Origin of the sequence: Pontibacillus halophilus JSM 076056 = DSM 19796 (genome assembly GCF_000425205.1) — a bacterium.
In the GTDB taxonomy this organism is placed as follows: domain Bacteria; phylum Bacillota; class Bacilli; order Bacillales; family BH030062; genus Pontibacillus_A; species Pontibacillus_A halophilus.
In genome coordinates, this window is record NZ_AULI01000006.1 from 154,803 (window position 1) to 168,981 (window position 14,179).

Here is a 14,179-nt window from a genome sequence, read left to right on the forward strand (position 1 = left end):
AAGCGTTTACAATTATAAAATATTAACAAAAAAATCCCCTCACACTTAAAGGGGATCTAACGGTCAAATTGAATTTCATATACTTGTGGTTCAGAAGCCTCACTCAGCTCAATCAACTCTGCCTGAATAGGCTGGTTTGTACGGGAGAAAGTAAATTCACCAACACCTTCGATATGGATAATTGCTTCTTCCCAATCCTCACGACTTGTCAGAAAGATTCCATATAACTTGCCACTTTTCATCACTTGCTCAAATATCGTTTTTTCTTTAGTTGTCGTCGTTTTAACAAATTCCATTCGATGGTCATCTAAGGATTCAAAAACAGCCACGCCCTGTTTACTTGTTTGACCAGACTGCCTGATTGTATACGCAGCGACACGTAAAGATGAATCTTCAGATTTAAGTAAGTGCTCTACCTGTAAGGACTCCCCTTCCTTAAGAGTAGTTGACTCTGTTAGAAAGGTTTCTGCTTCGTTTAGGTTTGCTGTGATTACCCCAGCTTGTTCCCCATCATCCCCTAACCACTTCCATAGGAAGAAGGACACGAGCAGGGCAATCGTAAACGTTATGAGTAATCTTCTTATTCTGCCCATCTTAAACTCCTTCTTAGTTCAGTTGCTGTTCCATCTTATCACAGCGACTCGATTAGGAGTATGAAGAAGGAGTGAACATGGACATGATGATTCTTGTTCATTTATGATTCAGTTTTGCTACAGGGGTAAGCCTCCATACGTCTTTAGCATATTGCTGAATCGTTCGGTCGCTTGAGAATACACCCGAGTGCGCTACATTTAAGATACACTTCCTAACCCATTCCGACCGATGATGAAATTGTCGTGTTACTTCGTGTTGCGCGTCTACGTAAGAAGCGAAATCTTTCAGCACGAAAAACTCATCGTAGTCAATCAAGCTATAATAAATGGACTTAAAGTCAACATCTTCTTTTACAAACGTGCCATTTACGAGTTGATCTAGAATGTGCTTCAAACGGGGGTCCTGATTATACATTTCTCTCGCGTGGTAGCCACCATGTTCATAATAATGGATTACCTCATCAGGCCTCAGGCCGAATAGAAACATGTTCTCCTCCCCAACCGCTTCTGCCATTTCAATATTCGCCCCATCGTACGTACCGATCGTTAAAGCTCCGTTCATCATGAATTTCATGTTTCCTGTCCCAGATGCTTCCTTACTAGCCGTTGAAATCTGTTCACTAACGTCAGCCGCAGGCACGATTTGTTCCGAATGTGTGACCCCGTAGTTTGGTATGAACACAACCTTGAGTTGATCTCGAATGGTTGTATCTGAGTTGATAGTTTGTGCGACAGTGTGGATAAGCTTTACAACGCTTTTGGCTAAATGATAGCTCGGAGCCGCTTTTCCTCCAAATAAGAACGTGCGCGGAACTATAGATAAATTTGGATTATCTTTCAGCACTCGGTATAAATCCAAGATATGAAAGACGTTAAGTAACTGTCGTTTATAAGCGTGCATCCGCTTAATATGAACGTCAAAAATAGAGGCGGGGTCTACTTTAATCCCGTAATCGTTCCATATTTTCTTTGCAAGCATGTTCTTATTCTTCTGCTTCACTTGCGCAAATTCATTCTGTAAGGAAACATCATCTGCGTACTTGGCTAATCGTTCTAGCTCTTCAGGTGACTCTATCCATGCAGGTCCAATGGCTTCAGTTATCGTTTTAGACAAGAGTGGGTTCGCAGTTAACAACCATCTACGGTGGGTAATGCCATTCGTTTTGTTATTAAATTTATAGGGCTCCTCTTTATAGAAGAGCGAGAGCAATTCGTTCTTTAGAATATTGGAATGAAGCTTAGAAACACCATTCACACTATAGCTCCCTACTACAGCTAAATGAGCCATGTTCACATACCCATGAGAAATGATAGCCATCCGTTCGATTAATGCCCACTCTCCTGGATGTCGGTCCCATAATTGCTGGCAGAAGCGCTCGTTAATTTCATTGATGATCATATAAATCCGTGGTAACAGCGGTTGCATTAAGTCAATTGGCCATTTCTCAAGCGCCTCGACCATAATGGTATGGTTCGTATAAGAGATTGTGCGAGTCGTTACATCCCACGCCTCATCCCAACCAAGTCCTTCTTTGTCCATAAGTAAACGCATTAACTCAGGTATCGCTAGCACTGGGTGGGTATCATTTGTATGAATGGCTACCTCATTTGGGAGGTCTGTAATTGGGATGTTCTTACGTTTGAAACGACATAAAATACTTTGCAGACTTGCAGAAACCATAAAGTACTGTTGCTTTAGACGCAGCATTTTACCTTCAATTGTAGAATCATCTGGATATAGAAATTCAGATATGGCTTCTGTATTTCGTTTATATTCAATAATACGATGGTAGTTCTTGTGATGAAGCTGGTTGAAATCGAAATCCTTAATTGCCGATTCTGCACTCCATAGCCGCAAAGAATTGACCGTGCGATTCTCATACCCAACCATTGGAATGTCATAAGGGACCGCTAATACAGGTTCATAATTGACATGCTCATATCGAATTCGGTCCCCCTCTGTTACGCTGATGACCTCGCCATAGAAAGGGACTTCAACAGCCTTATCAGATTTCCGGACCTCCCACACATTTCCCTCTCGTAACCAATAATCAGGTACTTCCACTTGATACCCATCCACGATTTTCTGTTCGAACAGACCATACTTGTATCGAATGCCACATCCATGCCCCGGCAATTGCAAAGAAGCTAATGAGTCCATAAAATCCGCTGCTAGCCTGCCTAATCCACCATTGCCAAGACCTGCATCCGGTTCTTGAAGTTCCACAGCCTCTAAGTCAATCCCAAGGTCCCCTAGTCCCTTCTCACACAAATCTCGAATCCCAAGATTTACGAGGTTTGTTTTAAGTAACTTTCCAAGCAGAAACTCCATAGATAGGTAGTAAACTTGTTTCGTTGGTTCATCTCGATAGAAATCATTTGTCCGAATCCAGTCCTTGCTCAACTGTTCCCGCACCATGCTCCCCAGTGTAGCGTAACAATCCGTTAACGTGGCTTCTTCTACGCTCTTCCCATGCATGGTTTCTAATCGAGAGACAAACATCTCTTTAAATCGATGTTTATTCTTAAACATGATTCCCGTCACCTCCACAGTTAATGACACACAAGAAGTAAGAAGGTCCTTGAAGAAGGCACGCCTACAACTGGAGCACATTCTTCATGGACCTTTCGGAACTAATGCATCATTTTCTTCTCCCACACACGTGGGTTGTTCTCATTCCCTTTCAGCATTCTGTGGTGGTCAACCACTACCTCCTTATCCAAAATACTATGTTCAAGCTTGACATATTCACCAATTTCACAATTTTGCATAATAATACTGGCTTTAATGTGAACTCCATTTTTACCGTGTACTCCTCGGAATAAGTTGCTTTTCTGCTCGGTGTTTCACATGAAACGATTTCAATTTTTCTAAATTATAGAGTAGAATTAGCGAAACAAAAACAACCCATCCTGCATTAAATCTATGTCTTTATCACTCTTGGTTGTCCCAAACTATTTACATCCTAATTAATCTATATCTTCAAGCAATGAATAGACACCTCACCCCTTTGTGTCACTGTTTCGTATAGTTCTTCTTGATCTTCTATGAGAGATTGATGTCGCTACTGAGATGGTTATCCTTTCCCCTAGAATTACATTAAGAAGACTGAGGCGAGAACACCGAACGTTCCTTCACACAAACTTGCAAGAAGTCCATAGAGTGTTAGTAGTAAGTTATGCATAATCGGAGTGAAAGATGATGGTCTTTCACAACAACTATGTAACGTGCTATCGGTTGTATCACGAGAATGAAAGAAGAGGGTAGAACCTCTATTAATTCGCTCATATGGATGAACCTGAAAACTATGAATATTTATTCACAGCACTTGTAGAGAATAGAGAAGAAGAACTAATAAAGAATTGAGCATTTCCATTTCAATTAAATGAGAATATCGATACAATACGTATGCATCTTTAACAATGGGAGGATTTACTATGGCACAACAAATTGAAGGAAAAACAGCACTTGTAACAGGCGCCGGGCGAGGAATTGGACGTGCAACAGCAATTGAGTTAGCTAAAGCTGGTGTCCACGTTGCTCTTGTAGCACGTTCTGAGGATACATTGAAAGAAACGAAGCGCTTAGTGGAAGAGCACGGGGTTAAAGCAGCTTATGCTCAAGCTGATATCTCCTCTCTAGAAGAAGTGGAGGCTGCTGTTCAGTCACTTAAGGGTGCTTTGGGCTCCATTGATATTCTTATTAATAATGCAGGGATTGCGAAGTTTGGTAACTTCCTCGAACTTGATCCAGTTGAATGGAAGAAAATCATTGATGTGAACTTAATGGGTACATATTATGTAACTCGCGCGATCCTACCTGAAATGATTGAAGCTCAAAAAGGCGATATTATTAACATTTCGTCTACAGCGGGTCAGAAAGGCGCTCCAGTCACAAGTGCCTATAGCTCATCTAAGTTCGGTATGCTTGGCTTAACTGAATCACTTGCTCAGGAAGTACGTAAGCATAACATTCGCGTAACAGCGTTGACTCCAAGTACTGTCGCTACCGATTTAGCAACAGAGAACGAGTTAACAGATGGGAACCCAGAGAAAGTCATGCAACCTGAAGACCTAGCAGAATTTATCGTTTCTCAATTGAAACTTAATTCACGTACATTTGTGAAGTCTGCTGGACTATGGTCTACAAATCCATAAAGGATTACATCAGCTTAGTTATTTCCCCGGAAATCGACAAGCAAATGTGACAAAAAGAGCGTAGCCACTATGGCTACGCTCTTTCGATTTATTTGTTTAGTTTCTTCAATTCAGCTAACACTTCGGAAGGCTCCGCACGGTCTTTGTAATCTGCTTTCGTATATTCGTAAGCAATCTTACCATCTTTCGTGATGATGTACGTGGCAGCTACTGGAAGCGTATAAGAGTCATCTCCGTTACGTTCTTCTAATTGGAACTGCTTCTCTTTGTAAATCTCAGCCAAGTACCCTGGTAATGAATAAACTAAGTTAAACTCATCTGCAATTTGGTTTCCTTCATCGCTTAGTACGTGGAATTGAAGGTCATTCTTCTCTTGCGTTGACAAGGAAGCATCAGGCTGTTGGGGACTAATTGCCATAAGCTCTGCGCCTTCTGCATGAATATCTTCAAGGATTGCCTGATAAGATTGCAACTCAAGGTTACAATACGGACACCATCCACCACGGTAGAATGTTAAAATGACTGGTCCGTTTTCCAATACGTCATATAAATTCACTTCAGAGCCCTTTGCATCTGGCAGAGTGAAATCAGGTGCATCTTCCCCTACTCGTAGACCCTTTCCTTCGTTAGAATCCTCTAATTCTTGAATGGCTTTAGACATTTTATTTCTTGTCTCTTCAGGTAATGCTGCCTTTGACTTCTCGATATATTCATTAAATTGTTGTCTCATTGTTGTCATGTCAATCACTCTCCTTATACAGACTAACCCTATTGTAATACTTATTTATTACAATGGAAAATTATCCGCACTGTCGTGGTTCCTAGGAGGTCTTCCAAGAAGACTCGATAGGATAGATCTTTAATGATTCTACGTTAACCTCTCCATCTACAGCATAGATTTGTAAATCTTTGCTGGTTAAGGATGGGAAGATTCGATTTGTGAGAACTTCTTCCCCACCATTTGCAAATAGCTCTACAGATGAGCGGTCTACGAATATACGCATCGTAACCGTTCCATTTTCTTTGATCTTAGTCGGAGCCCGGTATACACCTGAAAAAGAAGGGTGAAAATCCGTCACTCCTGAGTATTGCCTGTCTGTGAACATATAACCGTTCTCCGCATCATATCCGACAACGGTTTGTTCACCCGTTTCTGTTCCTTGACGCACACGGAAACCGAACTCGCGTGCGGTACCCACCTTAAACTCGGCCACAACTTCATACGTCTGGCGGTCAAATGAAGATAATTGAACCGGCTCTGAAATCGTTTTGTCTGCCATCTCATATACTGGCTCCATTCTTAGGTCCTTCATCTCTTCTACAGGTTGTTGAACCAACTGAACTTCCCCAGATTGGTCAGTTTGAAGAGAGAGCGTTCTAGGCATGGACATGGCACCTCTAAAAGGATGGGTAGGTATTGCTGATGCATACTCCCAATTGCTCATCCAAGCCATCCAGATGGGGCGTTCTGCCCCGTTAAAGAGTTGAGCCGCATAGAAATCTTTTCCATAATCGACCCAGTTAATTCCTTGGTCTTTCTCATCCCGAATAAATTCCTTCCCATTAAATTCACCTAAGAAGTATTGGCCCCCAGAGCCACCAGCTATGCTTCCGGGGTTCATGTCGACTTGCAACACCCATTTCTCATTCTTAGTATTTCCATCAACAGGTAACTGGAAGAGTTCAGGCGTCTCCCACACACCACCGTGTGCCCCAACATCTTGTCCATATTCACTCAAGTAATCCCAGTCCCTTAAGTTCTTGGACCCGTAGAACATGATTTTGTTCCCTGCTGCTAGCAGCATCACAAACTGACTGGAAGCTTCATGCCATATGACTTTAGGGTCCCTGAAATCGACGATGCCTGGATTCGGCACAACAGGATTACCTTCGTATTTCGTCCACGTTCTCCCCTCATCCGTACTATAGGCAATGCGCTGGTCTTGGGTATCTCCAGCACTTGTGTAAAAGGCAACGAGCCCACCTTCATCTGTTGGGAATAAGCCACTCTCATTCGTTTCATCAGCAATGACACTCCCTGAGAAGATCATTCCGTGCTCATCAGGCTGCAACGCGACATCAAGTTCTTCCCAATGAACTAAATCTTCACTCACTGCATGCCCCCAACTCATGTTCCCAAACTGAGATCCATGTGGATTATGCTGGTAGAACAAATGATACTCCCCGTTGTAATACACCATTCCGTTCGGGTCGTTCATCCAATTTGATTGTGGAGTAAAATGATATTGCGGGCGGAAAGCCTGATTATATGCGTCAGGTATAGAAGAAATTGTTGCAGGATTCTCACCAATTGAATCATTTGATGATGTGTAGTTGTATACGAGGCTTAACCCAATGATGGTTAGAAATACAATAAATAAGATCAGGGTAATCGCCTTGATGTTGATTCTCATATTCTTTCCTCCAGTTAAATGAATAAGAAAACAGCTAACGAAATCGTTAGCTGTCCCCTCTTACAAGTATCATAGAACAATAGTCGTTATTGCATAGCGCTCATCATGCTGAATGAGTTACTGAATGAATTGCTCATTGCACTAACAGAATTGTTCATTGGATTGTGGAATGCACTACTAAAGGAAGTAGACGTCGACATTGATGTGCTGAATGAAAGACCAAATGAATCACTGAATAGGTCCTCAAATGGATTGTCAACCAAGTCACTTGTCGCCGTGCTTGTTGCAGAAGCAGAGCCATTGCCAGAGCTTGAAGCCATGGACGTTACAGTCGTTCCGTTTGAAGAAGCGGAGCTCATTGCTGTGCCATTGCCAGTCGTAGAAGACTGTGCCACTGTGTTAGAGCTTGTCTCTCCATCTTCTGTTGTTGTCTGGCTAGAAGCGTTACCAGTTGCCTGACCATTCTCTCCGCTTGTTGCTTGTGCTTCAGCGTGATTATCAGCGTCAGTTTCGTCTGTACTTGCTTCGCTATCTGCTTGACTTGCCGCGTTTCCGTTACCAGCTGTTGCTGCTGTCGCTGCAGCGTTACTAGTTGTAGTACCTTCTTCTGCATTTCCTTCACTTGAAGCTTGACCAGCTGCTGTACCATTGCCAACTGTTGCTGCTTGTGCACCAGCGCCGCTTGTTGCTTCACCGTCTTCTGTTGTTGTTTCAACCGCAGAGGAAGCAGAGCCGTTTCCTGTGCTATTTGCTTGTGCAGCAGCATTGCTGTTCGCTACGCCGCCTTCTTGTTCTGGAGCAAGAACGCCTTGGTCTAGTGTCTCAACAACCTCTGTTTCATCGCCTTCAATGGAAAGTTGTACAGAAGGAGCAAGCGTTCCACCAAAGTGTTCGAATTGGAACTCTTCAGATTGCTGGCCAATTTCAGGAATGCCAATGCCATCTAGGTCAGAGAAGTTTGCAAAGCTAACAACTGTTCCTTCTGGCATTACCATCCAAGAATACGCTTGATATGGATTGCTTTCAGGGTTGGTTAGGACTAGACCACTTTCGTTAAGCGGCTCATAATCACCCTTAAGGGAATCCGCTACGAAACCGTAAAGACCATCTTCTGCGTCAATCCCTGGAGCGAATTTGTCTGTGTGCGTATCTGTGAATAAATAGTACTTGTCGTCTTTCATTACGATATGAGGACGCTCAAGTTCTTGGTTCATGTTCGGCGCTTCAAGTAGTGGAGCTTGGATTTCGTATTCCGTTAGCTCATCGTTCGTCGCTTTCGCAATACCAATGTTTCCGTTGAATAAAGTAGATTCTGACTGCTCAACAAAGTTCTCTTTCGCACGTTCAGCAGGCGTACCATTCGTGTTTCCTTCGAACAGGATATATTCTTCGCCAGTTGCAGGGTCTTGGAAGAACCATGGGTCACGGAAAGCATACGCAATGTCGCCTTGTTCAGATTCTTCTTTCGTTTGATAATACTTGCCTTCTGGCTCAAGGATCACATCATGGTCGGACCATTCAGAGAATTGAATGCCATCTTCTGTTATTTCAACATCTGCAGATGCTTTCGCAAGACGTTGCTCATACGTTAATTGTTTTTCACCCTGACGACCTGTTGCGGTGTAGAACGCGTGTAGCTTTCCATCTTCGTCAATCATGGCAGAACCAGCCCACTGGCGGGAACCTAGTGCTTCACCTTCAGGGAATAGTTTGCCGCCCTCTTCCCAGTTCTCTCCATCTTTAGAGATGTAATATTTAATTTCTGCAATATCATGGCGCTTACCAGGAAGCACATCGTTCGGTGCTGATAATGCAAAGATTACTTGGTAGCCATCTACTTCTGCGATGGAACCGTCTTTGTTACGTAGTGGCCACGTATCCCAAGTTTGGGCATTTTCGTCTAATTGATCTAAGTTATCTAAGTTAATTTCTTCCATTGTGTTCTTAGCTGTACGCTCGAATTTTTGAGCTTGTTCACTTGTCCATTTTGGTGTTTCATCTTTATCTTCATTTTCAGGGTACTCGATTTCACCTTCAGCTAGTTCCCCTACAATTTTGGACTCTGTTCCGTCCATTTCAAGCTGTAGAGTCGGTGCGAAAGAACCACCAGTTTGGAAGTTGCCATTCTCATCGTGGAATTCATTCACGAAGCTAATCACGTTCAAGTTCGGAAGTACCGCCCAAGAATAGGCTTGGAATGGGTCTTCTTCTGGATTCGCTACAACTAGGCCTGTATCGTTCATTGGCTCATAATCTCCACGAAGCTCTTCGTTCACGAAACCATATACACCGTCTGGCCCTTTGATGCCATCAGCAAATGTAAACTCGTGAGTAATGGTGAATAGATGGTAGTTCCCATCTTGGTAAACGATGTGAGGACGCTCTAGCTGTTGGTTCGTATAGTCTGCGTGTAGCAATGGCTCTTGTAGTTCGAAGTTATCTAAACTATCATCCGTTGCTTTCGCAATCCCGACATTCCCGTTAAAGTGTTTTGCATTTTCAGGTACATCTGGGTTCTCGCTTGGTTGCATTTGCCCAGCAGTATTCCCTTCAAATACGATATATTCTTCACCAGATTCAGGGTCTTGGAAGAACCATGGATCACGGAAAGAGTAAAGGATTTCTCCTTGGTTTTGTTCTTGAGTTTGATACATTTCTCCGTCTGCTTCTGCTAAGATCTTATGTTCACCTGTTGGATGAGCTTCGACTCCTTCTTCATCTGTTGTGAAGGAGAAGGTTGTTTTCGCAAGGCGTTGTTCTAGGTGTGTATCCACCGTTACTTCCTCACCAAACTCATTTGTAGTTGTATAGACCGGCTCTTCTCCGTTACGACCAGATGCCGTATAGAATAAGTTGACTGTCCCATCTTCTTCAAGCATCGCTGAACCAGCCCACTGGCGAGAGCCAAATGCTTTCTCTGGGTCATATGGAAGACCACCTATTTCCCAATTCTTACCGTCTTTGGAGTAGAAATAGCGAATTTCAGCTTCATCGTGGCGACCACCCCATGTGTAGTCTTTAGATGCTGTTAGTGCGAAGACTACTTTATAGCCATTAATCTCTGCTAGAGACCCGTCACGATTACGTAGTGGCCAAGTGTCCCATACCCATAGGTCAGGTGCTACATCAGTGAAGGAATCAATGTTGGACGGTGTATTCTCGTCGGTACGCTCAAAGTTCTGAGCATCTTCACGCGTCCACTCGGCTGTTACGACATCCGCGTCTGCATGTACGTTCTCGTTATGTAGTGGGTTTTCGTATACGACCCCTGCCATAACAGCTGCTGTCATTGTTGCCATGGATAATGTTTTCGCTTTTCTAGTGTTCACTTGCATGAACCCTCCTCATTATTTCTTTGTTTCGAATACAGTTACAAACTTACTTGAACCTTTTGAGGAGCGTCAACGCGCATATGAAGAGGTATGAACATGCGACTATCGCCTTATGAAATCTTGCCACATCAACGCTTCTGGCAATCTTTCATACTTATGTAAACGTTGCCCACATTTACAAAAAGGATACGTTTTGACTAATTCTAAGTAAAGAAGCGAATAGGAATTACGTACTAAATGGATGAGTAAATTTGTATTGTTCTTTTCAATTAAATGGATGATTAAGGAAGCTTTACATTGCGTTTACAATTAGGTTCTATACACAACCATTCGAATCATTGTCCTATCAATTAGGGGGTCCTATCGACTTTTCAAGTGGGGGCTTAGAAATGAAATTAAATTCGTATTAAACATTTATACAAATTGGACTCAACATCCAATAGATGTAGGAAATAACGATGAATTAAAAAAAGTGGATGGGGCTTCCCCATCCACTTAAGTCCTAATTTGAATATGATTCTGAAGCAGGAATATCAGTTTCCTTACCGCGTTCAGAGCGAGCAATAATCACAGCTGCTGCTGCGTCTCCTGTTACGTTAACAGAAGTACGGCACATATCAATCAATCGGTCTACTGCAAGCACAAGTGAAATTGCCTCCACTGGAAGCCCTACAGAAGTTAACACCATAGAAAGCATGATCAATCCTACACCTGGTGCTCCTGCAGTACCAATACTTGCGAGCGTTGCTGTTAGAACAACAGTTAACAAATCACCAAATGCAAGGCTTTCGCCATACATTTGAGCAATGAACATGGTCGCTACCCCTTGCATAATTGCCGTTCCGTCCATGTTAATCGTCGCTCCGAGTGGCTGAACAAATCCACTTACCGATTTCGGTACGTTCAACTTCTCTTGCACCGTCTTCATGGAGACGGGTAGTGTACCTGAACTACTCGACGTACTGAAAGCGACAGCCATAGCAGGGGAGAATTTCTTGAAGAAGTCGAAAGGATTCATTTTCCCTAGTAGCGCAATAGCAGACCCGTATGTGACTAACAGGTGTACCAATAGAACGAGTAACACAACCAACAGGTATTTCACCATATTTAATAGTGCATCCCCGCCCTGACTTCCAATTGCGTCTGCAATAAGGGCAAAGGCACCGTACGGAGCAAATTTCATAATCGCTTGAACAAGGTACATCAATAAGTCATTCGCTTGTTCAAAGAAACGATGAATCATCTGCCCTTTTTCTCCAATTCTCGATAGAGCAAATCCTACGAATATAGAGAATGCGATTACTTGAAGCATTTCCCCCTCCACCATTGCCTGAAGTGGATTAGATGGGATAATGTTTAATAACGTTTCTGCAACAGAAGGTGCTTCAGATGCTTCGAACTCTTGATCCAACGTCATGTTTGCCCCAGAACCTGGTTCGAATAGAGCTCCTGCTCCTAATGCAAGCGTCAAGGCTATCGCAGTCGTTGTTAAGAAGAATAGAACCGTTTTAAACCCAATTCGCCCTAACTTCTTCGGATCGGATATGCCTGATGTACCTAGAACAAGTGAGACGAACACAATTGGTACGACGAGCATTTTAATTAAATTAACAAATAATTGCCCAATTGGATAGAGCACCCATGTGCTTACGGTCTCGTAAATCCCATTATCGACTGAACTTAAGCCAAGTCCGAGTAAGACACCAAGCGCTAATCCAAGTAATATTTTTTTCGTTAACGACACTCTTCCAACCTCCCTCAAACTTTTCCAAACGTGAAGCAAGTCAACGAGACGCTTTCATACTTCACTTAGCTAAACGATTAAACCCTATTATAAGTGCTTTAGGTCATCCTCTTCAATACTATTTTAATAGATGAAGACAGACAATTCCTCCCTGCCGTTCATATAAGGAGAAAGCGCTGTCTCCATCCTACAACGACTAATTGAGGAATCGTTCAGGGAAGATTGTTAAATCCACGCCCCATACCAATGGTAATAATAGATAAATAGCCAAAGATAATACAAAGATTGCGGCTACATTCAACCATATTCCAGCTCTAACCATATCAGGTATGCGTAAATACCCCGAGCCGAAGACGACGGCATTTGGTGGGGTCGCAACCGGCAACATAAATGCACACGATGCCGCAATTCCAGCGGCAACCATCAGACTGTATGGATGGACACCGATGGCCATGGCGAGCGTACCCATAATAGGGAACATCATAGAAGCTGTAGCCGTGTTGGATGTAATTTCAGTTAAGAAGATCACCATCGTAATGACGGCAACAAGAATTAGGAAGAACGGAACATTCTCAAGAACAGTTAGCTGTTGTCCCATCCATTCTGCTAGGCCTGACTCTTTGAATCCAGAAGCAATAGCTAGCCCTCCACCAAATAAAAGTAGAATGCCCCATGGTAGTTTCTTTGCCGTATCCCAGTCCATTAAGAATTGGCCACGGAAGTTTCTTGATGGGATCACAAATAAGAGAATAGCAGCTCCAATTCCAATTACAGCATCATTGATGCCAGGTATATAAGGTTGAATAATGAATGACCTCGATATCCACAGCACAGCCGTCAGCACAAATACCGTAAGCACGACTTGCTCTTCCTTGCTCATCTTTCCTAGTTCGCTTCGTTCTTTTTCAATGACTGATTTGCCACCTGGTAGCTCTTTTAATTTCATTGGATATGCAATCTTCACAAGATAGAACCAAGAAATAAGTGTAAATACGATTGCTAGAGGAACACCGAATAACATCCATTTCCCAAATGAAAACTGTATGCCATATAAGTTCTCGACAGCTCCTGCAAACAACGTGTTAGGCGGAGTACCAATCAACGTCCCCAGTCCACCAATAGAAGCAGAATACGCAATTCCAAGCATAAGTGCCTTCCCAAAGCGAAATTCCCCTGGGGATGTGTCAATTTCCTCTTCATCTTTAACTGCTTCAGCGACTTGATAGATGATAGCCAGTCCAATTGGCACCATCATCATAGACGTCGCCGTATTTGAAATCCACATCGACAGAAATCCTGTCGCTACCATGAAGCCTAGTACGATTCGCTCTGTACTCGTACCAATCATTGCAATAATTCCTAGAGCAATCCGCTTATGTAAGTTCCATCTTTCAAGTGCTAATGCTATGACGAACCCGCCAAGGAAAAGAAAGATATTATCATCACCGTAAGCTGAGGTGGTGGCGTCAATTTCTAAACCACCCGTCAGCGGAAATAAAACGATAGGCAATAAAGCCGTTGCAGGTATAGGTGCCGCTTCTGTTATCCACCATGTAGCAATCCAAAGCGTAGATGCCAACACAGCGACACCTTCCATGGATAATCCACTTGGTCTAAAGAACAACAACGTGAGTAAGAAAAGAAGAGGGCCTAGCACTAAACCAACCTTCTGCCTAGGAGTAAAGATTGGATTCAGATTACGACCAGGTTGCCCCCCTTTTTCTGTCTCGGATGAAGGGATTGGGGTGCCCCCACCACCATTGTTACCGCTTGCAATAAAGCGTATAGAATCAATTACGTGCGTGTGTCCTTTCCACATTGTATCCCATAACATTGAGACCGAATCTCTCATAGCCAAAACCCCTTTAATTGTATAAATTTTCTAACAACACCCCCTCATCTACTTTACTAGAAACAAAGATATAAAAAAAGACGCTG

At 43.0% G+C, this 14,179-nt stretch carries 8 protein-coding genes and 1 pseudogene; 1 reads left to right on the forward strand and 8 read right to left on the reverse strand.

Features of this window, described 5'->3' with window-relative positions:
* Positions 1-56 precede the first annotated feature (56 nt).
* The 3 genes and pseudogenes from H513_RS0106540 to H513_RS22305 form a co-directional block, all read right to left on the reverse strand.
* The gene (locus H513_RS0106540; RefSeq protein WP_026800029.1) at positions 57-593 is read right to left on the reverse strand and encodes a hypothetical protein; all 537 of its coding nucleotides are present in this window, start codon (positions 591-593) and stop codon (positions 57-59) included.
* Between the two features lie 97 nt (positions 594-690).
* The gene (locus H513_RS0106545) at positions 691-3,126 is read right to left on the reverse strand and encodes a glycogen/starch/alpha-glucan phosphorylase (RefSeq protein WP_026800030.1); all 2,436 of its coding nucleotides are present in this window, start codon (positions 3,124-3,126) and stop codon (positions 691-693) included.
* Positions 3,127-3,227: 101 nt separating this feature from the next.
* Positions 3,228-3,419 (reverse strand): annotated as a pseudogene (locus tag H513_RS22305) (GlgC family sugar phosphate nucleotidyltransferase); the annotation flags it as partial.
* A 612-nt stretch (positions 3,420-4,031) separates the two neighbouring features.
* Here H513_RS22305 and H513_RS0106555 point away from each other — a divergent pair.
* Positions 4,032-4,751: a 3-ketoacyl-ACP reductase gene (locus H513_RS0106555; RefSeq protein WP_026800031.1), complete on the forward strand. Its 720-nt coding sequence runs from the start codon at positions 4,032-4,034 to the stop codon at positions 4,749-4,751.
* A gap of 88 nt (positions 4,752-4,839) precedes the next feature.
* Here the strand turns inward: H513_RS0106555 and H513_RS0106560 are convergent, their stop codons facing one another.
* From H513_RS0106560 to H513_RS0106585, 5 genes are all read right to left on the reverse strand, one after another.
* The gene (locus H513_RS0106560) at positions 4,840-5,490 is read right to left on the reverse strand and encodes a peroxiredoxin-like family protein (protein ID WP_026800032.1); all 651 of its coding nucleotides are present in this window, start codon (positions 5,488-5,490) and stop codon (positions 4,840-4,842) included.
* An 82-nt stretch (positions 5,491-5,572) separates the two neighbouring features.
* A complete protein-coding gene (locus H513_RS0106565; protein WP_026800033.1) occupies positions 5,573-7,165 on the reverse strand; it encodes a glycoside hydrolase family 32 protein in 1,593 nt (530 codons plus the stop codon).
* Positions 7,166-7,251: 86 nt separating this feature from the next.
* Positions 7,252-10,494 (reverse strand): glycoside hydrolase family 68 protein, encoded by a 3,243-nt coding sequence (locus tag H513_RS22060; protein ID WP_231572075.1) that lies wholly within the window; start codon positions 10,492-10,494, stop codon positions 7,252-7,254.
* Positions 10,495-10,999: 505 nt separating this feature from the next.
* Positions 11,000-12,241 (reverse strand): dicarboxylate/amino acid:cation symporter, encoded by a 1,242-nt coding sequence (locus H513_RS0106580; protein ID WP_026800034.1) that lies wholly within the window; start codon positions 12,239-12,241, stop codon positions 11,000-11,002.
* Positions 12,242-12,437: 196 nt separating this feature from the next.
* Positions 12,438-14,093: an SLC13 family permease gene (locus tag H513_RS0106585; RefSeq protein WP_036769405.1), complete on the reverse strand. Its 1,656-nt coding sequence runs from the start codon at positions 14,091-14,093 to the stop codon at positions 12,438-12,440.
* Between the last annotated feature and the right edge of the window lie 86 nt (positions 14,094-14,179).

Bases quoted from the DNA above. Each gene is read 5' to 3' on its own strand.
- H513_RS0106540 (WP_026800029.1), bottom strand. From the start codon at position 593: ATGGGCAGAATAAGAAGATTACTCATAACGTTTACGATTGCCCTGCTC.
- H513_RS0106545 (WP_026800030.1), bottom strand. From the start codon at position 3,126: ATGTTTAAGAATAAACATCGATTTAAAGAGATGTTTGTCTCTCGATTA.
- H513_RS0106555 (WP_026800031.1), top strand. From the start codon at position 4,032: ATGGCACAACAAATTGAAGGAAAAACAGCACTTGTAACAGGCGCCGGG.
- H513_RS0106560 (WP_026800032.1), bottom strand. From the start codon at position 5,490: ATGACAACAATGAGACAACAATTTAATGAATATATCGAGAAGTCAAAG.
- H513_RS0106565 (WP_026800033.1), bottom strand. From the start codon at position 7,165: ATGAGAATCAACATCAAGGCGATTACCCTGATCTTATTTATTGTATTT.
- H513_RS0106585 (WP_036769405.1), bottom strand. From the start codon at position 14,093: ATGAGAGATTCGGTCTCAATGTTATGGGATACAATGTGGAAAGGACAC.